This window comes from Pseudomonas frederiksbergensis (genome assembly GCF_003732705.1).
GTDB classification, from domain to species: Bacteria; Pseudomonadota; Gammaproteobacteria; order Pseudomonadales; family Pseudomonadaceae; genus Aquipseudomonas; species Aquipseudomonas frederiksbergensis_F.
Genome location: NZ_MOBR01000006.1, coordinates 133,469 through 158,228 on the forward strand (window position 1 = coordinate 133,469; position 24,760 = coordinate 158,228).

General features: G+C 61.2%; 17 protein-coding genes. 8 read left to right on the forward strand and 9 right to left on the reverse strand.

Annotated features, from left to right (window positions below; genetic code table 11):
* Positions 1–20: 20 nt before the first annotated feature.
* A complete protein-coding gene (mltF, locus tag BK667_RS05435; protein WP_123507879.1) occupies positions 21–1,481 on the reverse strand; it encodes a membrane-bound lytic murein transglycosylase MltF in 1,461 nt (486 codons plus the stop codon).
* A 274-nt stretch (positions 1,482–1,755) separates the two neighbouring features.
* On the opposite strand from mltF, the gene purL reads away from it, so the two are divergent.
* Positions 1,756–5,652: a phosphoribosylformylglycinamidine synthase gene (gene purL / locus BK667_RS05440; RefSeq protein WP_123597009.1), complete on the forward strand. Its 3,897-nt coding sequence runs from the start codon at positions 1,756–1,758 to the stop codon at positions 5,650–5,652.
* Positions 5,653–5,657: 5 nt separating this feature from the next.
* Positions 5,658–5,969, forward strand: a complete 312-nt coding sequence (locus BK667_RS05445; RefSeq protein WP_123597010.1) for a YqfO family protein — start codon at positions 5,658–5,660, stop codon at positions 5,967–5,969.
* A 219-nt stretch (positions 5,970–6,188) separates the two neighbouring features.
* On the opposite strand, the gene BK667_RS05450 is transcribed toward BK667_RS05445, so the two are convergent.
* Entirely contained in the window at positions 6,189–11,930 is a 5,742-nt protein-coding gene (locus BK667_RS05450; protein WP_123597011.1) for a membrane-targeted effector domain-containing toxin, read from the reverse strand.
* Positions 11,931–12,389: 459 nt separating this feature from the next.
* Here BK667_RS05450 and BK667_RS05455 point away from each other — a divergent pair, with 459 nt between their 5' ends.
* Complete coding sequence (locus BK667_RS05455; protein WP_123507887.1) at positions 12,390–12,719, forward strand: DUF6124 family protein; 330 nt, start codon at positions 12,390–12,392, stop codon at positions 12,717–12,719.
* Between the two features lie 247 nt (positions 12,720–12,966).
* Entirely contained in the window at positions 12,967–13,290 is a 324-nt protein-coding gene (locus tag BK667_RS05460) for a hypothetical protein (protein ID WP_123597012.1), read from the forward strand.
* A gap of 234 nt (positions 13,291–13,524) precedes the next feature.
* Here BK667_RS05460 and nagE read toward each other — a convergent pair whose 3' ends face one another.
* The 7 genes from nagE to BK667_RS05495 all read right to left on the reverse strand — a co-directional run bounded on the left by nagE (position 13,525) and on the right by BK667_RS05495 (position 22,331).
* Complete coding sequence (gene nagE, locus BK667_RS05465; protein ID WP_123597013.1) at positions 13,525–15,234, reverse strand: N-acetylglucosamine-specific PTS transporter subunit IIBC; 1,710 nt, start codon at positions 15,232–15,234, stop codon at positions 13,525–13,527.
* A 32-nt stretch (positions 15,235–15,266) separates the two neighbouring features.
* Positions 15,267–17,783, reverse strand: coding sequence for a phosphoenolpyruvate--protein phosphotransferase (gene ptsP, locus BK667_RS05470; protein ID WP_123597014.1), 2,517 nt, complete (start codon positions 17,781–17,783; stop codon positions 15,267–15,269).
* A gap of 152 nt (positions 17,784–17,935) precedes the next feature.
* On the reverse strand, positions 17,936–18,958 hold the full coding sequence (locus BK667_RS05475) for an SIS domain-containing protein (protein ID WP_123507895.1): 1,023 nt from the start codon (positions 18,956–18,958) through the stop codon (positions 17,936–17,938).
* Positions 18,939–20,045, reverse strand: a complete 1,107-nt coding sequence (nagA, locus tag BK667_RS05480; RefSeq protein ID WP_123597015.1) for an N-acetylglucosamine-6-phosphate deacetylase — start codon at positions 20,043–20,045, stop codon at positions 18,939–18,941. Before nagA ends, BK667_RS05475 begins: the two co-directional genes overlap by 20 nt.
* Positions 20,046–20,059: 14 nt before the next feature.
* On the reverse strand, positions 20,060–20,791 hold the full coding sequence (locus BK667_RS05485) for a GntR family transcriptional regulator (protein WP_123597016.1): 732 nt from the start codon (positions 20,789–20,791) through the stop codon (positions 20,060–20,062).
* A 419-nt stretch (positions 20,792–21,210) separates the two neighbouring features.
* On the reverse strand, positions 21,211–21,714 hold the full coding sequence (locus BK667_RS05490; RefSeq protein WP_054054751.1) for a L,D-transpeptidase family protein: 504 nt from the start codon (positions 21,712–21,714) through the stop codon (positions 21,211–21,213).
* A gap of 65 nt (positions 21,715–21,779) precedes the next feature.
* Positions 21,780–22,331, reverse strand: coding sequence for an NUDIX hydrolase (locus tag BK667_RS05495; RefSeq protein ID WP_123507901.1), 552 nt, complete (start codon positions 22,329–22,331; stop codon positions 21,780–21,782).
* A 303-nt stretch (positions 22,332–22,634) separates the two neighbouring features.
* Between BK667_RS05495 and BK667_RS05500 the strand changes: the two genes are divergently transcribed.
* From BK667_RS05500 to BK667_RS05515, 4 genes are all read left to right on the forward strand, one after another.
* Complete coding sequence (locus BK667_RS05500; protein ID WP_123405582.1) at positions 22,635–23,234, forward strand: CoA pyrophosphatase; 600 nt, start codon at positions 22,635–22,637, stop codon at positions 23,232–23,234.
* Positions 23,235–23,273: 39 nt separating this feature from the next.
* On the forward strand, positions 23,274–23,798 hold the full coding sequence (locus BK667_RS05505) for a gamma carbonic anhydrase family protein (RefSeq protein WP_054616048.1): 525 nt from the start codon (positions 23,274–23,276) through the stop codon (positions 23,796–23,798).
* Positions 23,795–24,010 (forward strand): DUF1289 domain-containing protein, encoded by a 216-nt coding sequence (locus tag BK667_RS05510; protein ID WP_123597017.1) that lies wholly within the window; start codon positions 23,795–23,797, stop codon positions 24,008–24,010. Before BK667_RS05505 ends, BK667_RS05510 begins: the two co-directional genes overlap by 4 nt.
* 185 nt (positions 24,011–24,195) lie before the next feature.
* Positions 24,196–24,663 carry a 7-cyano-7-deazaguanine/7-aminomethyl-7-deazaguanine transporter gene (locus BK667_RS05515; protein WP_123597018.1) on the forward strand — a complete coding sequence of 156 codons (468 nt, stop codon included), beginning with the start codon at positions 24,196–24,198 and terminating at the stop codon, positions 24,661–24,663.
* Positions 24,664–24,760: the final 97 nt, after the last annotated feature.

Consider the following 24,760-nt stretch of genomic DNA (forward strand, 5'->3'; position numbering starts at 1 on the left):
GCGTGGGAACGATCAAAGATCTAGAGCGGCGGCGTTTCCTGGCTCGGCTTGGTCTTGTCGATCCCCGGCACGTGCAGGTTGCCTTCGGCCACTTGATCGCCTTCAAGCTGCGGCTGCGTCACCCAGGTCAGGATGTCGTAGTAGCGACGGATGTTCGCCACGAAGTGCACCGGCTCGCCGCCCCGGGCGTAGCCGTAACGGGTTTTGCTGAACCACTTTTTCTCTGAAAGTCGAGGCAGGATCTTCTTCACATCCAGCCACTTGTCCGGGTTCAATCCTTCCTTGGCCGCCAGTTTGCGCGCGTCATCCAGGTGACCGCTGCCGACGTTGTAGGCCGCCAGGGCAAACCAGGTGCGATCCGGTTCCTGGATTGACTCGTCCAGTTGATCCTTCATGTAGGCCAGGTACTTGGCACCGCCCATGATGCTCTGCTTGGGGTCGAGGCGATTGGACACGCCCATGGCTTGCGCCGTGTTTTGGGTCAGCATCATCAGGCCGCGCACGCCAGTCTTGGAGGTGACCGCCGGTTGCCACAGCGATTCCTGATAGCCGATCGCGGCCAGCAGGCGCCAGTCGACTTTCTCTTTCTTGGCGTAGTTCTTGAAGTGCTGTTCGTATTTGGGCAGGCGTTGTTGCAAGTGCTGGGCGAAGGTGGTGGCGCCCATGTAGCCGAGTACGTCGACGTGGCCGTAATAACGGTCTTTCAAGCGTTGCAGGGTGCCGTTCTTTTGCACCTTGTCGAGGTAGGCGTTGATCTCGTTGAGCAGGCTGTTGTCTTCGCCGGCGGCCACCGCCCAGCTCTGGTTGCTGGCGTCGCCAAGGTCGAAAGCGACCTGGATGTTGGGGAAGTAGACCTGGTTCATCGCCACTTCATTGGAATCGACCAGGGTCAGGTCGATCTGGCCTTCATCCACCATCCGCAACAGGTCGACGACTTCAACCGCGTCGGACTCTTCGTATTCTATGCCGGGATATTTCTTTTTCAGTTCTGCCAATTGCTCGGCGTGGGTGCTGCCCTTGAGCACCATGATCTTCTTGCCGACCAGATCACCGGCATCGGTGGGCCGTGACTGGCCGTTGCGATAGATGATCTGTGGGGTGACTTCCAGATAAGAGTGGGAAAATCGCACCTGCTTTTTGCGTTGCTCGCTGCTGACCAGGCCGGCAGCAGCCAGCACCGGGCCGTTAGGCTTGCCCACCTGATTGAACAGGTCGTCGAGGTTGTCAGCCGTCTCGATTTTGAGCTTGACCCCCAGATCTTCGGCAAAGCGCTTCACCAGCTCGTATTCGAAGCCGGTTTCACCGTTACGATCCTGAAAGTAGGTGGCGGGGCTGTTCCGGGTGATCACCCGCAGCACGCCATCCTCCTTTACGCGCTCCAGCGTGTTGGGTTTATCAACACAGCCACTGAGCATCAGGAAGAGTCCGGTTGCGATCAGCCATTTGGCGTACCGCGGACGCAAAGCCGTTGGGGAAAACATCTGCGCAGTATACGCAAAGGACCGCAAGCGCCATATCTCGACAGAGAAGGGCTAGTCTGCTAGAGAATCGAAAACCTGCCCGGAGCCCGCAGGAATGGGCCCGAACAGCATTTTGTGACAGAAAAAATAACCCCCGATAAGCACCGGCTTGAGGCCCTGTTACCCGGCCCGACGCCCGGGTTATGCCGCCCGTACCGTTTCGGGTGATGTCGCGGGCGGTTTAGGCTAGAATGCACGGCCTCAAAGCACACCCCTTCCCGAGGCTGTCCCGAAGATGTTGATCCTGCGCGGCGCTCCTGCCCTTTCTGCCTTTCGCCACAGCAAACTCCTTGAGCAACTGAGCCAGAAAGTTTCGGCTGTCAGCGGCTTGTATGCTGAATTCGCTCACTTCGCCGAAGTCACCGGCGTCCTGACCGGCGACGAACAGCAGGTGCTTGCGCGCCTTCTGAAGTACGGCCCAAGTGTCCCGGTGCAAGAACCGACCGGCCGTCTGTTCCTGGTGTTGCCGCGTTTCGGCACCATCTCGCCATGGTCCAGTAAAGCCAGCGACATCGCTCGCAACTGCGGTCTGAGCAAGATCCAGCGCCTGGAGCGCGGCATTGCGTTCTATGTGGCTGGCCAGTTCAGCGACGCCGAAGCGCAATTGATTGCTGACGTGCTGCACGACCGCATGACGCAAATCGTGCTGGGCAACCTCGAACAGGCTGCCGGTCTGTTCAGCCACGCCGAACCCAAGCCCCTGACCGCGATCGATGTGTTGGGCGGCGGCCGTGCCGCGCTGGAAAAAGCCAACACCGAGCTGGGCCTGGCCCTGGCCGAAGACGAGATCGACTATCTGGTCAACGCCTTCATCGGCTTGAAGCGCAACCCCCACGACATCGAACTGATGATGTTCGCCCAGGCGAACTCCGAGCACTGCCGTCACAAGATCTTCAACGCCAGTTGGGACATCGACGGCCAGAGCCAGGAAAAAAGCCTGTTCGGCATGATCAAGAACACCTACGTGATGCACAGCGAAGGCGTTCTGTCGGCTTATAAGGACAACGCTTCGGTGATCGTCGGCAACGTCGCCGGCCGTTTCTTCCCGGACCCTGAAACCCGCCAGTACGGTGCGGTGCAGGAACCGGTGCACATCCTGATGAAAGTCGAGACGCACAACCACCCGACCGCGATTGCCCCGTTCCCGGGCGCATCCACCGGTAGCGGCGGCGAGATTCGCGACGAAGGCGCGACCGGTCGCGGCGCCAAGCCCAAGGCTGGCCTGACCGGTTTCACCGTCTCCAACCTGCAAATCCCGGGCTTCGAACAGCCGTGGGAAGTGCCGTATGGCAAGCCTGAGCGCATCGTGACCGCGCTGGACATCATGATCGAAGGCCCACTGGGTGGCGCCGCGTTCAACAACGAATTCGGCCGTCCAGCCCTGACCGGTTACTTCCGTACCTTCGAACAGTCGATCACCACCCCGCGTGGCGACGAAGTTCGCGGTTACCACAAGCCGATCATGCTGGCTGGCGGCATGGGTAACATCCGTGCCGAACACGTACAGAAAGCCGAAATCACCGTCGGCTCCAAGCTGATCGTCCTCGGGGGCCCGGCGATGTTGATCGGTCTGGGTGGCGGCGCCGCTTCCTCCATGGCCACCGGCACCAGCTCGGCGGACCTGGACTTCGCATCCGTACAGCGCGAAAACCCTGAGATGGAACGTCGCTGCCAGGAAGTCATCGATCGTTGCTGGCAGTTGGGCGACAAAAACCCGATCAGCTTCATCCACGATGTGGGTGCGGGCGGTTTGTCCAACGCCTTCCCGGAACTGGTCAACGACGGCAACCGTGGTGGCCGCTTCGAACTGCGCAACATTCCAAACGACGAGCCGGGCATGGCCCCGCACGAAATCTGGAGTAACGAATCCCAGGAACGCTACGTTCTGGCGGTCGGCCCTGCGGACTTCGAACGCTTCCAGGCGATCTGCGAACGTGAGCGTTGCCCGTTTGCCGTGGTCGGCGAAGCCACTGCCGAACCGCAACTGACGGTCACCGACAGCCACTTCGGCAACAGCCCGGTGGACATGCCACTCGAAGTGCTGCTGGGCAAAGCCCCGCGCATGCACCGTTCGGCCGTTCGTGAAAACGAACTGGGCGACGACTTCGATCCGTCGACTCTGGAGATTGCAGACTGCGTTGAACGCGTTCTGCATCACCCGGCCGTGGCGAGCAAAAGCTTCCTGATCACCATCGGCGACCGCACCATCACCGGCCTCGTGGCCCGTGACCAAATGGTCGGCCCGTGGCAGGTTCCGGTGGCTGACGTTGCCGTGACCGCCACCAGTTTCGACGTTTACACCGGTGAAGCCATGGCCATGGGCGAGCGTACTCCGCTGGCGCTGCTGGACGCTCCGGCGTCGGGCCGCATGGCCATCGGCGAAACCCTGACCAATATCGCCGCGTCGCGCATCAACAAGATCTCCGACATCAAGTTGTCGGCGAACTGGATGTCGGCGGCCGGTCACCCGGGCGAAGACGCGCGTCTGTACGACACCGTTAAAGCGGTCGGCATGGAACTGTGCCCGGACCTGGGCATTACCATTCCGGTGGGCAAGGACTCCATGTCCATGGCCACGCGCTGGAACGACGAAGGCGTCGACAAGACTGTCACCTCGCCGATGTCCCTGATCGTGACCGGTTTCGCGCCAGTGGCTGACATCCGTCAGACCCTGACCCCGGAACTGCGCATGGACAAGGGCACCACCGACCTGATCCTGATCGACCTGGGTCGTGGCCAGAACCGCATGGGCGCCTCGATCCTGGCCCAGGTGCACGGCAAGCTCGGCTCGCAAGCGCCGGACGTCGATGATGCCGAAGACCTCAAAGCCTTCTTCGCCGTGATCCAGGGCCTCAACGCCGACGGTCACCTGCTGGCGTACCACGACCGTTCCGACGGTGGTTTGCTGACCAGCGTCGTGGAAATGGCCTTCGCCGGTCACTGCGGTTTGAGCCTGAACCTCGATGGCCTGGCGGAAACCTCCGCCGACATCGCCGCGATCCTGTTCAACGAAGAACTGGGCGCCGTGATTCAGGTTCGCCAGGACGCCACCCCGGACATCCTCGCGCAGTTCAGCGCTGCTGGCCTGGGCGATTGCGTGTCGGTGATCGGTCAGCCGATGAACAACGGCCAGATCAACATCACCTTCAACGGCGAAACCGTGTTCGAAGGCCAGCGTCGTCTGCTGCAGCGCACCTGGGCGGAAACCAGCTACCAGATCCAGCGTCTGCGTGACAACGCCGACTGCGCCGAGCAAGAGTTCGACGTGTTGCTGGAAGAAGACAACCCGGGCCTGAGCGTCAAGCTGAGCTACGACGTCAACCAGGACGTCGCCGCGCCTTACATCAAGAAAAACATCCGCCCACAAGTTGCCGTACTGCGTGAGCAGGGCGTCAACGGTCAGGTGGAAATGGCCGCCGCCTTCGATCGCGCCGGTTTCAACGCGATCGACGTGCACATGAGCGACATCCTCGCCGGCCGTGTTGATCTGAACGACTTCAAGGGCATGGTCGCTTGCGGCGGTTTCTCCTACGGCGACGTATTGGGTGCCGGCGAAGGCTGGGCCAAGTCTGCGCTGTTCAACAGCCGCGCTCGCGATGCGTTCCAGGGTTTCTTCGAACGTAACGACAGCTTCACCCTCGGCGTGTGCAACGGTTGCCAGATGATGTCCAACCTGCACGAACTGATTCCGGGCAGCGAGTTCTGGCCGCACTTCGTGCGCAACCGTTCCGAGCAGTTCGAAGCCCGCGTGGCGATGGTTCAGGTCCAGGAATCGAACTCGATCTTCCTGCAAGGCATGGCCGGTTCGCGCATGCCAATCGCCATCGCACACGGTGAAGGTCATGCCGAGTTCGAAAGCGAAGAAGCCCTGCTGGAAGCCGATCTGTCCGGTTGCGTAGCAATGCGTTTCGTCGACAACCACGGCAAAGTCACCGAAAACTACCCGGCCAACCCGAACGGCTCGCCGCGCGGGATCACCGGTTTGACCAGCCGCGACGGTCGCGTAACGATCATGATGCCGCACCCGGAACGCGTATTCCGCGCCGTGCAGAACTCGTGGCGTTCGGAAGACTGGAACGAAGACGCACCTTGGATGCGTATGTTCCGTAACGCGCGCGTCTGGGTGAACTAAGGCCTGTGTACAAGCTCTGCTTTTTCGTTCCGGCCAGTCATGTGGAACAGGTCAAGAGTGCCGTATTCGCCGCCGGTGGCGGGCGGATCGGCGCTTATGATCACTGCGCATGGCAGGTGCTCGGTCTGGGCCAGTTTCGTCCACTGGATGGCAGTCAGCCGTTTATTGGCCAAGCGGGGCAGGTCGAACAGGTTGAGGAATGGAAGGTTGAGCTGGTGGTGGCGGATGAGTTGATCGTGGCCGCGGTGGCTGCGTTGAAACTCAGCCATCCGTATGAGACGCCGGCTTATGAAGTGTGGCGGTTGGAGGATTTCTGATCCTGCCGGCTCGCTGAAATGAGAAACCCGCTGATGCAGATCAGCGGGTTTTTTATTGCCCGCAGGTATGAAACTGTGCAGGTCAGCGGGCTTTTGATTTTGTAGTGTTTGTCAGGGCCTCTTCGCGAGCGAGCCCGCTCCCACACTGGTTCGGTGTACATAGCGCCGATGTGGGAGCGGGCTTGCTCGCGAAGGCGAACCATCAGGCGCCAGGGATCTTCACGGCGCGGGGACCAGGCTCACCTCCTGTTCGAGCATGTCGAGCAGGGCGAGCAGGTATTTGAACCGTCGCGCTTGCTTGACCCAGCGATTAATAAAAAACAGCCCGTTATCGTCGATCTCGATCGGGGTTGAAACGATGTCCCCGTTTTTGGATTTGTGAAGCAAATTGATCTCTGCCGTGGATGGGCGTTCGATCAGGTAGTGCCCGGCGTGGATCAATCTTGACCTGTCGACAGGGACGATGGCCGCCGGTCTTGGCATGCCGGCAATACCCACTTCCAGTGTGTAGTCGCTGCGCAAGGCCCTCGTCGTCAGTGACTTGAGGTCGGTTTCCCAGAAGCCACGGTGGATGCTCCTGGCCCGTGCCAGCGCGGTATCCCTGACATGCAGGCTGGCCGCGCCGAGCATTTCCGCCAGCCCCGGCACCCCAAGGTTATTGTTGGTGTGGGCGCTGCCGACGAAGGCGATCCATTTGTGCTGGCCCTGTGTCGCCTGATCGGCGCGGATGACCTGGGCGGCGAAGTAGCTGAACATCTGGTTGCGGGCCAAATCCCCGTTATCCATGCCTTTGATGTGATAGCTGGCGGTGCAGTCGAGGGCCCTGACGCGGATGCCGTACTTGCCGGCAGCCTGGATCACTTGCGAGTAAGTATCGGGGCCGCTGTAGAAGGGGCCCATGTGGCCCGCGTCCTGGTTTCTGAGGTAGGCCTTGAGCCGGTTGGGCATTCGTTGGGTCAGGTGGAATGCATCCAGGTGGGCCTGGTGCAGGTCAGTCAACAGGTGTTCAACGTAAAGGGTTTTGAACCCCATCTTCTTGAGGTTTTTCATCTGCTTTCTGAGCAGCGCCTTGCTCGACTCATGGGCATGGGCCTCGCCGATCACCAGCCCCGTCAGAGGGCTGTCGGCCACCTGTCTCAGAAACGATTCCGCCGTTGTACTCGCCGTGATCTCGGGCAGTGCCGGTCTGGCGGGCGGCACATAGTCAGCAAAAAAGCGCTCGGCGGTGGTGTTCAGGTTGGAGCGTCGCTCGAGAAAGGCCTCGAACGGACCTTGACCGCTCTGACTCAAAGGTGCGTAACGGCTGTCCAGGCCATGGGGCCGGCTCGACAGGCGAGCAATGTCCTCCCGCAAGGACGGGTCGATATCGAAATCGCTGAAATGCTGAACGCTTGGTTCGGGTGCGATGGCTGCTGGCGGGGTGCTTGGCTCGGGCGCCTTGTACGCAGTGGGCAGTGTCATGCGGTAGTCGCCTTTGGCCAGTGCATCCCCGGGTATCGCGCCTGGGGTGTCGACCCAGAGGCCGGCGGGTTGATCCAGCCCGACGTCTTCGACTCGCAGCGCCACGGCGTCTTGCAGGTCCGCCAGGCCAGGTGTCTGTTTGAATGTGCGCAGGCGCGACTGTTCAACCAGGGCGATCCAGCGCTCATCCGGGGCGTCGGCGGCATCGGCGGCAATGACTTTGTGGGAATAGAAATTCCTCACGCCGTTATCCTTTGGCGTGGCCGGCGAGGACTCGCCCATGAGCAGGACATCCTCCAGTTGATAACAGGTCGAGGCGTCCAGGGCGCGTATTTGCAGGCCCTTATCCCTGGCCTTGCGCACCAGGGCGAGGTAGGAATACTCCGCGTCCGGCGCGTAACCGAGGGCTTTGTCCATGGCTTTGAGGTGATTCTCGATGTGCTGCCAGGATTTGCCCGAGTTGAGTTTTTCCAGTTTTATCGGGAAGACGTCACCCGGCAGATATTCCACGTACAGACGCTTGAATCCCTTCTCGATCAGCCCATCCAAATGAGCGATCAACAGCTGTTTGCTGGCAATGGAGCCCGGTACGGCACCGATGATCAGGCTCTTGTTGCCGCTAAAGGTATCGCTGGCGAGCCACTGCGCCATGGACAGGTCGGTCGGGACAGGTGGAACCTGGGTGACGGCGGGCAGGGGGACGTAATCCCTGAAAAACGCCCGGGCGTCCGTGGTCAGGCGCTCGACCTGTTGCAGGTAGGCGATGCGCGCATTGCTCAACTGTTTGACGGCGCTGTCCAGTACCGGTTGCGCTGAGGGGAACATCGATCTGCCCATATCGACGATGCCGGTCCTGAACTGCGGGTCCATGACGCTTTCAAGCTGATCCCGGTGTTTCGCTGGTATCCCGTAGTCTTTGTGCGGCCCGGGGGTTTCCTGTACCGGTTGATATTTCGGACCACCGCCGGACACACCGCTGCGCACCAGAATACCGTCGGCATCCGGGGTGACCAGGCGTCCGGTCGAGGCCAATTGACCGTGCGGGTCCAGGCGATACAGCAAGTAGCGGCCGATGGCATCCGGGGTGTTTGTCGTCCAAAGGGCCCGCCCTTCGAACATTACCGGGCGTATCTGCGTGGGCGGCAGCGCGGCAGGTTCCAGTTGGTGGATCAGTTGCATCGCGCGGCTTTGCTCGGCACCGGCGCTACTCAAGCGCAGCGATCGACCCACGGGTTTGAGTGAGTGCAGGGCGGGACGCAAGTCGGTGAATAACGCGCCGGCACTGTTGAGCAGGTAACCGGCGAAATGATCAAGCGCCGCCGACGTATCGCCCTGGTTGTACGCATGCAACGCGAGCATGGCGTCCTTGAAGGCCAGCAGCAGGCCGGCGCTCAGGCTCAGGATCGGGAAGGGCGCGGTGGCAATCGCGGTCACCCATTCGATGCAGGTCCAGAGTATGCCGCCGATCATCTGGGCGCGGTTGACGGTGGTGGCGGCAACGTCGTCGATCTTGCGTTGCAGTTTCATGTTGTACAGCGCGTTGCGCAGGTCGGGCACCGGGGCCACCGAACGGGTCGAATCGTAGCGCGCAGGGCTGACGCTGGTGCTGTCCAGTTGTTCGGGCAGTTGTTGTTTGGCGTCCTCCAGAAATGCGCGAACCCGGGTCTGGGATTGCACGCCGACCCGTCGGGTGAGGTAGGCGAGCATGCCGGGCTGTTTTTTCAGCAGGTAGTTGAACCGCCTGGCTTGGCGGAAGCTGATGCCGTCGGGAGCCTGCGGGGTATAGAGCAGGACCGGGTTGTCGCCATGGCTGAACAGCCAGGTGTCGATGACCCATTCGCCGTCGATCATCAAACGATGGACCGCGTAGCGGTGGCGGGTTTGCGGCGAGGTCTCGCCGAGGCTGGCGATACTGCGTTCGAGCCATTGCAGGTCGGCGCTGCTGAGGTGCCCTTGTTGCTGGCACTCAAGCGCGGCACTTTGCATCTGCTGCTGGGTGATGACCAGGGTGACGTTGCGTCTCAAGTCATAGCCAGGACTTTCAGGGCTTTGCAGTTCAGCCCTGACCTTGTCGATGTAGCGCTGGCCGATCCACACGCCGGTGATCGAACGCGCGACTTTTTCGGCGGTCAGCAGACTCAGGTCGACACCCGGCGGGCCTTTGAATCGTGCCGAGCGCGAGAATTTTTCATCGAGAAAACCCACGCCGTCGGCGTAGCCATCGCGGTACAGCTGGGTATACGTCAGCGGCGCAGGTGTCCAGTTGCCGACAATCGCAGGTGGCGACAAGGCCCACACGGTATCTGGATCGACATCATTGGCGGTGCGCTGGAGCAGCGCGTTCAAGCTTTTCCTGGCCTGCTCATGCAGGTAAGCCTCGAAGCTCGGAAAGCGCTTTTGCGACAACGGATGATCGTCGAAGGTACGCAAGGCACCTTCGGCGTCCTCGGCCAGTGTCGCGAGTTTGCGCCGGGTTTCGACGCTGGCCGAGCGGTACCAGAGCGGCGTGCTGAAGTCGTAGTCGTCGACCCGCGTGGCCAACACATGGGCGGCCATCGACTTCAGGCAATCACCCTGGCTGGCGGCCACCGCGAACGTGACCTCGTTTTGCTGATGCGCGCCCGGCTTGTCGCTGAGGCCGGACAAGACCTGTTGCATGCTGTGGCGAAACCGCAGGGGGGCGCGGCTGATCAAGTAGTCGCCCATGCCGGCAACCGCGACGTCCCGGGCCCAGCCGAGCAGATGCTGCTGACAGGCGAGCTCCGTGTCGAAGGCCTGGAATTGCTGGTCCCGCGGCGCCTCCGGCGTGCACAGCAGCAGACGCTTGATCGCCCCGTCGGCGTCAACCTGACGTAGCACCCACAAGTCCTGAAGTTGCGCGCCGTGCAGTGACAGCGTGCCCGCGCCGAGGGTGGCGGCGCTCAGTTGCGGATCGCTGCCGGCGCGCAGGCGCTGGATCAGCTGGAAGTCATTCTCCTGTAAATGACCTTGCATCACGGCGGTGAAGGCCAGGGCATTGATCCGCTGATCGAGCATGTGCTCGATGGCTTGCTGCAGTTCTGGCCGGGCATGCAACTGAGTTTGCACATTGGCGAAGTCGACCCGGGGTTGCAGGGTCGTCAGTTGCTGCGCGAGCCACGCCGGGGTCAGGTCCTTGTACGACTCGGGCAAGGGCGCGTCGCGGTAGCGCAGGGTGGTTTTTCCGAGGAAGTCCGAGCCTGGGAGTTCGTCGCCGGTGTGCAGGCCACGCAGGGCCAGGTCGATCAGGTTGTGCTGATGTTCATAAACGCCGAAACCGGGGACGTGACGACGGGTGCTGACCCACAGGTGTTGCGGCTCCAGATCATGAATCTCCAGATCATCGCCGAGCCGTTCAAGCCATTGGTGACGAGCCAGGGACTGAGGATTGGTTGCCGGGCCCAGCAGATCCAATAGGCCCTGGCGCGCCTGGTTGTAGTGCCCGAGGTGAACGGCCAATTCGGCTCGCCGGGTTGCGCTGGCGCTGCGATACCAGTCGGGTGCGCTCAGTCGCAAGCTCCGTTCGAGCAGGGTTTGCGCCCGCAATTCCAGGCGCAGCGTGAGGTCCGGCAGGGCCGAACCGATGGCGCGGTCGAGGGCGCTTGTTAACCGGGCAGGGTCTTGCTCCGGGTTGTCAACGAAACTCAACGCCCGCTCGATGTCCTGAGCGCGTTTGGCAATCTTTGCGTCGTACAGGTGTTCAAACAAAGGCGCGCTGTCGATGGGTGACAGTTGCAACGGCCAGATCCCCGCCGCACTCAAGGCGTGAAAGCGTACGGGCAACATCTGCAGGAATTCGTCCCGGGCGACGGAGTGCAGCATGTGTTGCTGCAGGTGACCGTCCAGCTCGGCCAGGGAATCGAAGGACTCAATCCCTCGCGAGGGCGTGAACAGCAAGACATGGCCGACGTTCTGCGCGTCGGACAAGTCGTTCACCACGGGGCTGTTTTTTTCCGTGGCGACAAAGGCGCCGGCCAGTTCGACAGTGTGGTCCTGATAACTGAACTGCAAGGCGTACAAACCCGGACGCAGAGGCGGCGCCAGCGTCAGGCTCGCCAGCATCCTGCCGGCCTGGGGATGCAACAGGCGATCTTGCACGTTCAACCGGGCTTCGTGTTCGATGGCGGTGAACCCGGCCTCAAAGGTCATGAATGACTTGGCGGGCTTGCCATCGATCAGCTCGCGCAGGTCGATGTCAGCCAAGTGCGTGTTGAGGGAGGCCTTGACGGTGGCGAGTAGCGCTTGACCCGCCGTGCTCTGCAGATCGCTGCCTGCCAGCGCTTGATAGTGGGGGCGGCTGCGACGCATAAACTGCTCGCGGTAATTCTTCAGAAGCCCGTTCAGGCGATTCAGGTAGACCTGCTCGGCCGACGGTTTCTGGTCGGGCAGCAATGGGGTTTCGGTCTTGAGCAGATGATGACCGATCTGATTGAGATAGCCTTTGATCTCTTCAAAGGACGGTGCGGCGGTGGGGGTGCTCATCGGCACAATCTCCAGGCGGGTGGGAATTACCTTCAGCTTGGAGTGGGGGGCGTGGGCGATGGCGGTACATAGTTACCGCCATTTGCTGCTAGGGATGTGCGTGTCAGGCGGTTAAACATGGGGTGTTTAAAGCGTGTTCGAAGTTACTTCCCGAGACCTACAAATTCTTGCGCCGTTGCCTACGGCTACGCCAGAATCCGCCGGCTTGTGCGCCTTGGGGCTGGTCGGTAATTTGATTCCCGTCACTGCCTATCAGTGATCGGGTTTAGCAGCCCAGGGTCTCTAGTGAGTTGCACGAGCTCCATCAGTCAGGCAATCCCTGCATTTGATGGTGGCTGTGCGCAGGGCGCCTTCGGGCGCGCCGGCTTTGCTAGATTCCCCGGTCTGCTAACCTGCGTACAGCTGCCTCCCTCTCGTTTAGCAGCAGGAGGATTGGCACTCAATCAGAGAAAATAGCGTATGACTGAAGTGACGCCCGATCCGCCAGAAACCGATCCGACATCCCCGCAACAACCCGAATCAAAACCACGCGACATCCCCTCATTCGCCGACATCAAAGCCACACCGCGCACACCCAGTACCCTGTTTGCCGTGAACCCCGAGGCCACCCGCGAAACCCTGATGGTTTATCTGGTCCAGACATTGGCCTCGGTCGACGTGATGGTTCACAACCTGGTGGACCTGCTGGACGGCAGCTCACGCAACGCCCTGCTGGGCATCTCCAACAGCGTGATGCTGGCGGAAATCACCGCGAACCGAGTGTTGGATCAGATCGACCCGCGTGAATAGACCCGGCCTCTTCGTGAGCAGGCTCGCTCCCACATTGGAACTGCGTACACCGGACCATTGTGGGAGCGAGCCTGCTCGCGAAAAGGTGCGAATCGCGTCGGAGCAGCTCAGCGCACGCTTTTTCTAAATGATCAGGACCAGAACCGTTTATCTGATTTACAGGGCTACCTGTTATTTCTGACAGTAGCCGCTTACCCGAATTTTCGGTTTGATAAGCCTTCATCCACTGTCATTGAGAAGCGGCTTTATGTCCACCACCGAAAATGTAATCCCAGCCATCACTTCAGTAAAAGATAGCAAGGGTGTTGAAGTGCCCGACGGTGGCGTTACCTCGGATACATCAGTGAGCTTGAGTGGTACGGCATCGCACAATCAATGGCTGCAAATTTTGGATTATTCGACTTCGATTGACGATACGGTCGTCCACCCCATCGTTAATACCCACGCCGACGGCGTATGGGAATTTGGTTTGAAAGAGCTTGGCAAGTCAGAGCATAGAATTAAGGCAATCAGTGACACGGGAGTTTCTACATCCCGAGTATTTTTCGTGGTGGAACATCAAGAGAGTTGATTGTTCCCAAGTACGAGGGGCTGAGTGAGGGGCTGAAGGCTCAGACGCTGATGCCTTTTCAAACTCGGCTTTACGAAGCTGAGCAGCGTGCTTCGTCTGTTTGAGCTTATCGGCCTTGAGGTTTCGGTGTCGGTCAGGGCCTCTTCGCGAGCAAGCCTCGCTCCTACAGGGGAATGCAATCAATCTGTAGGAGCGAGGCTTGCCCGCGAAGACGGAGGGTCAGGCGCCAAAGATCTAAACCTTGGCACTCACCTCGCTGCGATTAACCAACGCCTCCAGTGCCCCACTCAAACTCGGCGCTTTGTCGCCAATCAGCAGATGCCAAACCCCACCCTCCAACTGGCTGACACCCTGACACCCCAATTCCTTCAACTGACACTCCGACAACGCCTTGCCATCCGCCAGGTGCAGGCGAATCCGGGTCATGGCGATGCAATCCATTTGCAGCACGTTGTCGCCACCGCCCAAGGCATTCAGCCATTGCTGCGCTTCCGGCACGGCGACAGGTTTTGCTTCCTCGGCAACAGCGGCAGGGGTGCTGATCACTGCGCGACCCAACGCCGGCATCGCCAGTCGAATCTCATCGGCAATGCTGTCCGCCATCGGCCCGACCACCACCTGCAAACTCCCGCCCTTGCCCGGACGCACTACGGCCATCGCCCCCAGCGCTTTCAACTCGGCATCGTTGGCCTTGTTGCGATCCACCATGTCCAGGCGCAAGCGCGTGGTGCAAGCGCCGACAGTGATCAAGTTCGCAGCACCACCCAACGCTTTGATATAGGCACCGGCGCGCTCGTTGTCCGTGAACACGACCCTCTCGGCTGAAGCCACGTCCTCACGGCCCGGCGTCTTCAGGTTGAAGCGACGAATACAGAAATCAAACACCACGTAGTAGATCACGGCATACGCCAGCCCTACCGGCACCACCAACCAACCGTTGGTGGATTTACCCCAGCCCAGCACCATGTCGATGAAGCCGCCGGAGAAAGTAAACCCGAGGTGAATGTTCAGCAAATTGGTGATGGCCATCGACAGGCCGGTCAGCACGGCGTGCACCAGATACAGCATCGGCGCGAGGAACATGAACGCAAACTCAATCGGCTCGGTCACACCGGTCAAAAACGACGTCAGCGCCATCGACAGGAAGATCCCGCCCATGACTTTGCGCCGTTCCGGCAGGGCGTTGCGGTACATCGCCAGGCACGCGGCGGGCAGGCCGAAGATCATCATCGGGAACATGCCGGTCATGAACTGGCCGCCCTTCGGATCGCCAGCGAAGTAGCGCGACAGGTCGCCGGTGACGATGGCGCCTGTGGTCGGGTCGGTGAAGTTACCGAACACGAACCACGCCATGTTGTTGAGGATGTGGTGCAGGCCGGTGACGATCAGCAAGCGGTTGAACACGCCGAAAACGAACGCGCCGAAGCTGCCGCTTTCCATCATCAATGCGCCGAAACTATTGATGCCTTGCTGGATCGGCGGCCAGATCAGGCCGAACACCAGGCCCAGGCCGACGGCGGCAAAACCGGTAACGATGGGCACGAAGCGCCGGCCACCGAAGAAGGCGAGGTACTCCGGCAGCTTGATGTCCTTGAAGCGGTTGTACAGCGCGCCGGCCATCAAGCCACTGACGATCCCGGCGAGCATGCCCATGTTGATGCTCGCATCCAGCACCTTGAGCGTGGAGATCATCACCAGATAGCCAATGACCCCGGCCAGACCCGCCGTGCCGTTATTGTCCTTGGCGAAGCCGACCGCGATGCCGATGGCGAAGATCATCGCCAGGTTGGCGAAGATCACCTGGCCGGCGTCGTGGATGATCGCGATGTTCAGCAGATCGGTGTCGCCCAGGCGCAGCAACAGGCCGGCGATGGGCAGGATCGCGATCGGCAGCATCAGCGCGCGGCCGAGGCGCTGCAGGCCTTCGATAAAGTATTGGTACATGGCGTATCTCCCTGGATTCTTGTTTTAGTTGTTCAGCTCAGAGGCCAATGTTGGTGGCAGGCGTGACGCACCGCGCTGGCGCTGCTCAACTTGAGCAGGTCCTGGCTGATGCGTCGGCATTCGCTGGCGTCCAGATGCCGGACGCGGTCCTTGATTTCACCGATCTGCACCGGGCTCACCGACAACTCGCTGACCCCCAGACCGATCAACACGGGCGTGGCCAGCGGATCGGAGGCGAGCGCGCCGCACACCCCGACCCAGCGGTTATGCACCGCCGCGCCGGCGCAGGTCTGCGCGATCAATCGCAGTAGCGCCGGGTGCAGCGCATCGACCCGGGAGGCGAGGCCGGCATGGTCGCGGTCCATGGCCAGGGTGTACTGGGACAAATCGTTGGTGCCGATAGACAGGAAGTCCGCGTGTTCGGCCAGTTGCTCGGCCAATAGCGCGGCGGCCGGGACTTCGATCATCACCCCCAGCTCCGGGCGTTGGGTCAGCTCCAGCTCAGTGCACAAGGCATCGAGGCGTTGGCGGATGTGCAGCAACTCATCGACTTCGGTGACCATCGGCAACAGGATCCGGCAGCGCGACAACGGACTGACGTGCAGCAGCGCGCGCAGTTGCTGGTCGAGCAATTCCGGCCGCACTTGGGCCAGACGAATGCCGCGTAAACCGAGCACCGGATTGGCCTCACTCGGCAGCGGCAGGTAGTCGAGTTGCTTGTCGCCGCCGACGTCGATGGTGCGGATGATCACCGACTTGTCGCCCATGGCGTCGAGTACGGATTGATAGGCGAGGCGTTGTTCCTGTTCGTCCGGCGCGGTGTTGCGATCCACGAAAAGAAACTCGGTGCGCAGCAGACCGACGCCATCGGCGCCATTGGCCAAGGCATCCGCAGCTTCAGCGCTGGACGCCACATTAGCCGCGACTTCAATGTGCAATCGATCGAGGGTCAATGCCGGGGTGTGCGCCTGCGCCTGTTGTTGGGCGCGACGTTGCTGATGATCGAGTTGCGCCTGACGCACTTCGGCCAGGCGTTCGGCGGTTGGCGTCAATTCGAGGCGACCGCCGTCGGCATCCAGCACCACCGCTTGGCCTTGCTCCTGATCCAACAGCGTCGAACCCAACGCCACCAGGCACGGCAGGCCTTTGCCGCGAGCGAGAATAGCGACGTGAGAGGTGGCGCCGCCCGCCGCCATGCACAACCCGGCGACACCGTGCTGGCTCAGTTGCAGCAAGTCGGACGGGGTCAGTTCATGGGCGGCGACGATGGCCCCGGGCGGAATGTCGTAGTGCCAGGTGTCCCCGAGCAGGGCGCGCAGCACCCGTTGCTTGAGGTCGCGCAGATCATTGGCGCGCTCGGCCAGCAATACGCTGCCAAGTTGCTGGAGGACGTCGCATTGCACGTCGATGGATTGGCTCCAGGCGTGAGTCGCGGCGCTGCCGTTGTCGATGGCGTGCGCCGCCGCGTCCAGCAGTGCCGGGTCCTCCAGCAGCGCGAGGTGCGCGGCGAAGATCGCTTCTTCGTCGGTGTTTTTGTGCTTGCGGGCTTGGGTCAGAGTGTGGTCGATTTCGCTGCGTACGACGCTCAGCGCCGTGTCGAGGGCTTGCAGTTGTTGCTCGGGATCGTGGCTGCCGGCGTCCACCGGCAGGCTGATCGCATTCAAGCGAAACAGCGGCCCGGCGACCAGACCGGGCGCCGCGCAAACACCGTGCAACACACCCGCTTCGGCAGGGCGATTGCGCTGGGCAATCGGCGCTGGCGCAGCGGTGTGACTGTCTTGCGCCAGGGCTGTGGATAACGCGCTCAACAAAGCTTGTAACGCTGCTTCGGCATCCGGCCCCTGGCTGCTGACCTGGACTTCTTGCTGCTCGCCGACGGCCAGGCTCATGATCCCGATCAAGCTGTCGCAGGACGCCGACTTACCAGCGAAATGCAGCTGCGACTTGCTCTTGAAACCTTGCGCGGTTTGCCGAATCAACGCTGCCGGCCGTGCGTGCAATCCACCGCGATGGGCGATGCGCACATGGCCGTGAACTTCGATGCCAGACACCTCGACTTCAGCCTGCGCACCATTGCTCAATCGCCGAACGATATGCAGCAACGGATCGCCGACCTTCACCGATTTCAACGTGATCGGCCTCGCCTGAAAATCCTGGCTGTTGGTCAGGATCATCAGGCTGACCAGGCTTTTGCACTGCTGCGCGACCTTGTCCAGGTCATAGCGCAACAGCGGTTGGCCATTGCTGACCCGCGCGCCTTCCTTGACCAGCATCGAAAAGCCTTCGCCCTGCAACTCGACCGTGTCCAGGCCCAAATGCAGCAGCAATTCGGCACCGTTGTCGGCGCGCAAGGTCACGGCGTGGCCGGTACGGGCAACGTGTACCACCACCCCGGCGCAAGGGGCGTGGAGGGTGTCGTTCAATGGATCGATAGCAATCCCGTCACCCATGGCGCCGCTGGCGAACACCGGGTCCGGGACTTTGGCGAGCGTGAGCACCGGGCCGCTGAGCGGGGCGCTGAGGGTCAGCTCTTTATTATTGTTGTGCATGGCTCGGTACTCATCAGTAAACAATTCGGTTCGGATCATTCCCCCTTGTAGGAGCAAAGCTTGCTCGCGATGGCGTCGTTACATCCGATGCATCAACGGCGATTGGAATGCCGTCATCGCGAGCAAGCTTTGCTCCTACAGGGTTGATCGACTCAATGGGTGCGCGTCACTTTGCTCAAATGCCTTGGTTGGTCCGGGTCCATGCCTCGGGCGACGGCCAAACCGGCGGCCATGACGTAGAAACTCTGGATCGCCAGGATCGGATCGAGGGCCGGGTGTTCGGCGCGGGTCAGGGTCAGGTCGCGTTCAGTGATGTCATCGGGCGCGGCCAGCAATACACGGGCGCCGCGTTGGCGCATGTCCGCAGCCAGACTCAGCAACCCGGCCTGCTCGGCACCGCGCGGGGCGAATACCAGCAGCGGGTATTGCTCGCCGATCAATGCCATCGGGCCGTGGCGCACTTCGGCGCTGCTGAAGGCTTCGGCCTGGATCGCCGAGGTTTCCTTGAATTTCAGTGCGGCTTCCTGGGCGATGGCAAAACCGGCGCCACGACCGATCACCATCAAGCGCTGACAATCGCGCAAGGCATCGATGGCCAGGCTCCAGTCCTGTTGTGCCGCTTCGCGCAAACCTTCCGGCAGGGCATTGCCGGCTTCGAGCAATTCCACGTCGTCTTTCCAGTGCGCGATCAACCGGGCGCTGGCGCTGAGGGTGGCGATAAAACTCTTGGTCGCGGCGACGCTGCTTTCGGTGCCGGCCAACAGCGGGAGGCTGAATTCACACGCCGCTTCCAGTGGCGAGTCCGAGGCGTTGACCATGGAAATGCTCAGGGCGCCACGCTTGCGCAACAGACGCAGGCTGTTCACCAGGTCCGGGCTCTGTCCCGATTGCGAGAAGGCGAACGCGACTTGGCCGCTGACCTTCAACGGCGCTTGCTGCATGGTCACCACCGACATCGGCAACGACGCCACCGGGATGCCCAGTTGCTGCATGGTCAGGTAGGCAAAGTAACTCGCCGCGTGATCGGAGCTGCCACGGGCCACGGTCATCGCCACTTGCGGTGGCTGACGACGCAGGCGTCCGGCGATCTCGATCATCTGCGGGTCGAGTTGCTGCAATTGGGCGGCTACGGCCTCGAACGAGGACAGCGCCTCTTCAAGCATTTTTGAAGTCAATGTCTTCTCCTTCGACCATGACGGCGGTCAGTGTGAGTGAGCGATCCAGCCGCACGCAGTCAGCCCAGGCGCCGGGGTGCAGGCGTCCGCGTTCGGTGATGCCGAGGTAGTCGGCGGGGAATTGCGACAGACGCTGCGAGGCCTCGGCGATCGGCAAACCGATCTTCACCAGGTTGCGCAACGCTTGATCCATGGTCAGGGTGCTGCCCGCCAGCGTGCCGTCGGCCAGGCGCACACCGCCCAGGCATTTGGTCACGGTGTGGCTGCCGAGCTTGTATTCACCGTCGGGCATGCCGGCGGCGGCGGTCGAATCGGTGACGCAATACAGGCACGGGATCGAGCGCAGGGCCACGCGCATGGCGCCGGGGTGTACGTGCAGCAAATCCGGAATCAATTCCGCGTATTTGGCGTGGGCCAGGGCCGCGCCGACGATGCCGGGCTCGCGGTGATGCAGCGGGCTCATGGCGTTGTAGAGGTGGGTGAAACTGCTGGCGCCGGCCTCCAGCGCGGCCACGCCTTCCTCGTAACTGCCCAGGGTGTGGCCGATTTGCATGCGCACGCCGCGAGCGCTGAGGGCGCGGATCAAGGCGTCATGGCCGGCGATTTCCGGGGCGATGGTGATCACGCGGATCGGCGCCAGGGCCAGGTACGCTTCGACTTCGGCCATCAGCGCGGTGTGGGCGAAATTCGGTTGAGCGCCGAGTTTGCCGGGGTTGATGTACGGGCCTTCAAGGTGCACGCCGAGCACCCGGGCGCTGCCTTGCGGGCGCTGCTCGCAATACTCGCCGACGGCTTTGAGCACGCTGGAAATTTCTTCGCTCGGCGCGGTCATGGTGGTGGCCAGCAGCGAGGTGGTGCCAAAACGCACGTGGGTTTTGGTGATGGTTTCGAAGGCTGTGGCGCCTTCCATGATGTCTTTGCCGCCGCCGCCGTGAACGTGCAGATCGATGAAACCCGGCAGCAGGTAGGGCAGATCGTTGTCCGCCGGATCGCAGGGCACGCCTTCGATGGACACGACTTTGCCGTGTTGGTGAATCAGCCGGCCGCGAACCCAGCCGTGGGCGGTGAGGATGTTGTCTTCGGACATGATCGGTTCTCTGATTAGCGACGAAGCTCTGCAACAAAGTCGTAGTAGTCGTTGCGGCAATAGGTGTCGGTGACTTCGATGGGCGTGTTGTCTTCCAGGTAGCCGACCCGGGTCATCAGCAGCATGGCGGTGCCGGGGGCGATGCCGACCAGCGCGGCGAATTCGTCCGAGGCGTTGATCGCCTGGATGTGTTGCAAGGCGCGGACGATCGGTTTGCCGATGCCGTCGAGGTATTCGTAGAGGGAGTCGCCCACCGCTTGCGGCTTGGGAATGATCGAGGCGGGCAGGGTGCTCATCTCGATCGCCATCACCGTGTCGTCGGCTTTGCGCAGGCGTTTGAGCCGCGCGACCTTGTCGTTGGGCGAGAGGCCGAGGCGGATCAGTTCTTCGTGGGTCGGCGGGGTGATTTCCCGCTCCAGCCATTGCGAGCCGGGGACGAAGCCTTTCAGACGAAGCATTTCGCTGAAACCGGAGAGGCGCGACAGCGGTTGTTCCAGGCGCGGTGTGATGAAGGTGCCGGAACCTTGGTTGCGACGGATCAGGCCTTGTTCGAACAGCACTTCCAGCGCCTTGCGCGCGGTCACGCGGGAGATGCCCAGCAATTCGCTGAGGCTGCGCTCCGAGGGCATGGCCTGCTCGGCTTTCCATTGGCCGGCGTGGATCGCTGCTTCCAGATTGCGCGCCAGTTGCAGGTACAGGGGCGTCGGCTGGGTGTCGTCAGGACGTAGGGCCTGGATGTCATTCATGTAGGTCTTTTCCGATGCGGATATTGGATTGTTGTCGCCCGGTGTAGGACGGAAACTAATACCACTTAAATACCATGTCAATGAGGCCACTTTCCTTCAGACGCAGGAAAACCGGGGCTTAAGGGCTTGTTTGGAGGGGGATGGTTTGAAGTGGTATTAGCGGTGGGGATTTTTAAAGCAAAGATCGCAGCCTGCGGCAGCGCCTACAGGTGGGAGTGGTATCTCCGCTGCGGGCGCTGCCGGAGGCTGCGATCTTTTTAATTTATTTTTGAAGGGCGACCGGAGGTAGCGACTGGAACACGATGATCGTTCCCACGCTCTGCGTGGGAATGCCTCAAGGGACGCTCTGCGTTCCAGCTCTCGAATGGGACGCGGAGCGTCCCGGGCTGCATTCCCACGCGGAGCGTGGGAACGATCAATTACGGCCGAATCTCGATCATCGTGCCATCCGGCACCAACCCCCAGACCTCGCGCATGTCCATGTTGCGCATGGCGATACAGCCGTCGGTCCAATCCAGGGTGTGGAACAGGTCTTCCGGGTAGTCATAGGTGTCGGGAGTGCCGTGGATCATGATCATGCCGCCAGGATCCACGCCTTCGCGCCGGGAACGGGCGGAGTCGGTAATGTTCGGATAAGAGATGTGCATCGCCAGGTTGAAGCGGTCACTGACCTTGCGCCAATCGACCCAGTAAAACCCTTCCGGGGTGCGCTTGTCGCCTTCCATCAGCTTGGTGCCCCGGGGGTTTTTGCCCAGGGAAATGCGGTAGGTGCGCAGCGGTTTGCCATCGGCGATCAATTGCAGTTGATGGGCGGATTTAAGCACCAGCACTTTTTCGATGGGTTTGCCGTCCAGAGTGACCACGGTGGAGGCCTGGGACACGACAACGAACGACAGGCAAAACAAAGCAAGCAACCAGCGCATTGAAACGATATCCCTAGAGGTGTCGCAACTATTTATAAGTTATAGATGGTTTTGTTCACTGAAGCTTAAGTGATGGCGGCTTGGGTGAGCGGCGGAATCGACTCGGATCGCACCGGGTAGACCTCCGTCTGCCGGTCAGCGAAGAAGCATTCTAAGGTACGGCCCACCGTGCGGAAAGCCAGCTCGGACCAAGGGATATCGGCTTCTTCGAAAAGCTGCACTTCCAGGCTCTCGGGGCCGGCAGAAAAGTCCAGGTCCACCAGTTCGGCGCGGAAGAATACGTGCACTTGGCTGATGTGCGGCACGTCGATCAACGTATAGATGCTCAGGTTGCGCACCCGGGCGCAGGCTTCTTCGGCGGTCTCGCGCACGGCGGCCTGTTCGATGGTCTCGCCGTTTTCCATGAACCCGGCGGGCAGGGTCCAGTAACCGAGGCGCGGCTCGATGGCGCGGCGGCACAGCAACACTTTTGAACCCCAGGTGGCCACGCAACCGGCGACGATATTGGGGTTCTGGTAGTGAATGGTCTGACAGCTGTCGCAGACAAAACGCAGGCGCGAATCGCCTTCGGGAATGCGCTGGGTGACCGGCTTACCGCACTGACTGCAAAATTTCATGCTTGGGTTCCTGGAGGCTGCGCCTATCTTGGCGTGCGGCGGTGTCAGTCGGCAAGTTGTCGTTTCGCGACATGGGTCGGATATGGGGTTGGGCGGTCGTTAGGTTTGGTGCATGATGCATAGGGTCTGTTGACGTTTGCTGGCGAACCGCGTTGCAGTGCCAACGCGTGCGAGGCAAGGCGCGGGATGCAGCTAATGTCTGTTCCCTTGGCAAATCCCGCAACGCAGCCTCGCGCGCGTTGGCGCGCAACGCGGTCGTCAGCAAACGTCAACAGACCCTACAGGCACAGATCGAGAACACTCATGCTGGACGAGCTACTGCATCGGGTAAGCAACCACACGCCACGCACCCTTGAAACCGACAAGCGTTTCCCCGAGGCTGCCGTATTGGTGCCGATCACCCGCAGTGATGAACCGGAACTGGTTCTGACCCTGCGCGCCAGCGGGCTCTCGACCCATGGCGGCGAAGTCGCTTTCCCCGGCGGTCGACGCGACCCCGAAGACCCTGACCTGATTTTCACCGCCCTGCGCGAAGCCGAAGAAGAAATCGGCCTACCGCCCGGGCTGGTGGAAGTGATCGGTCCGCTCAGCCCGTTGATCTCCCTGCACGGCATCAAGGTCACGCCTTATGTCGGCGTCATTCCCGATTACGTCGAATACCTGGCCAACGATGCCGAGATTGCCGCGGTGTTCAGTGTGCCCCTGGAGTTCTTTCGAGAAGATCCGCGGGAACATACCCACCGCATCGATTACCAGGGCCGCAGTTGGTACGTGCCGAGCTATCGTTATGGCGAGTACAAGATCTGGGGTTTGACGGCGATCATGATCGTCGAGCTGATCAATCTGCTGTATGACGCCGACATCAGCCTGCACCGTCCCCCGAAAAGCTTTATCAATACTTGAATGTGAACCCGCGGCTGCCTGAGCCTTGAGGACAATAAGATGAAATACCGTCTGGGCGACGCCCGCGTCGAAACCCATCCACAGAGCTGGGTTGCGCCCAATGCCGTGCTGGTGGGCAAGGTCAAACTGGAAGAGGGTGCCAACGTCTGGTTCAACGCCGTGCTGCGTGGCGACAATGAACTGATCCTGATCGGCAAGAACAGCAACGTCCAGGACGGCACTGTGATGCACACCGATATGGGCTACCCGCTGACCATCGGCACCGGCGTGACCATCGGCCACAACGCCATGCTCCACGGCTGCACCGTCGGCGACTACAGCCTGATCGGCATCAACGCGGTGATCCTCAATGGCGCAAAAATCGGCAAGAACTGCATCATCGGCGCCAATTCGCTGATTGGTGAAAACAAGGAGATTCCCGACGGTTCATTGGTCATGGGCTCGCCGGGCAAGGTCGTGCGCGAGCTCACCGAGCCGCAGAAAAAGATGCTCGAAGCCAGCGCCGCCCACTATGTGCATAACTCACAACGCTATGCCCGCGACCTGGTCGAGCAGGAAGAATGAACGCCACCGAACGACCTGTGCTTTCGCCATGTGTGAACATCTGCGCGCTGGATGACGACGATATCTGCACCGGGTGCCAGCGCACGGTGGAAGAGATTACCCGTTGGAGCCGGATGGACAACGAAGAGCGGCGCAAGGTGTTGGGGTTGTGTCATGAGCGGGCCAAATCCAGTGGGCTGCTTTGGATGATCGGGGCAAAACCGGGGAATTGAGGTGCAGCTTTCGCGGGCAAGCCTCGCTCCTACAGGATTGGAGCGTTACGCGGTGATGTGAACGACACAAAACCGTAGGAGCGAGGCTTGCCCGCGAAGAGGCCTTCACTGCCGCCACATCTCTTGGCCCAACCTCACTCCCTGAAGTACCCTGTGCGCCAAATTGACAGGTATTTTCAAACACCATGCTCTTCCTGATCACCTACATCAGCAGCGTCGTGCTGATCAACTACGCCTTTTCCACCGCCCCGCACCTGGACATCATCTGGTCAGCCTGGGGCGGGCTGGTGTTTGTGTTGCGCGACATGGTGCAAACCCGCTTCGGCCACGGTGCCATCGCGGCGATGCTGGCGGCGCTGGTGCTGTCCTACGTGACGTCCGATCCGTCCATCGCCCTGGCCAGCGCCACGGCGTTCGCGGTGTCCGAGTGCATCGACTGGCTGGTGTTCAGCATTACCAAGCGTCCGTTACACGATCGCCTGTGGATAAGTTCGGCCCTGAGCATCCCCCTCGACACCTTCATCTTCTTCGGCATGATCGACGCCTTTACCCCGGCCGTGATCCTCACCGCAATGGGTTCGAAGTTCGCCGGTGTGACGGTCGTGTGGCTGATCATGGCCTGGCGCCTGCGCAAACAGGCCGTCGCCGGCTGAAGCCAAACCCCGCAGTTCATGTAAAATGCCGCGCTTTCTCCCCATGGGAAGCGCGCCCGGCGCCGCGACCCTCGATGATCCGCTTCTTTGAGGACCT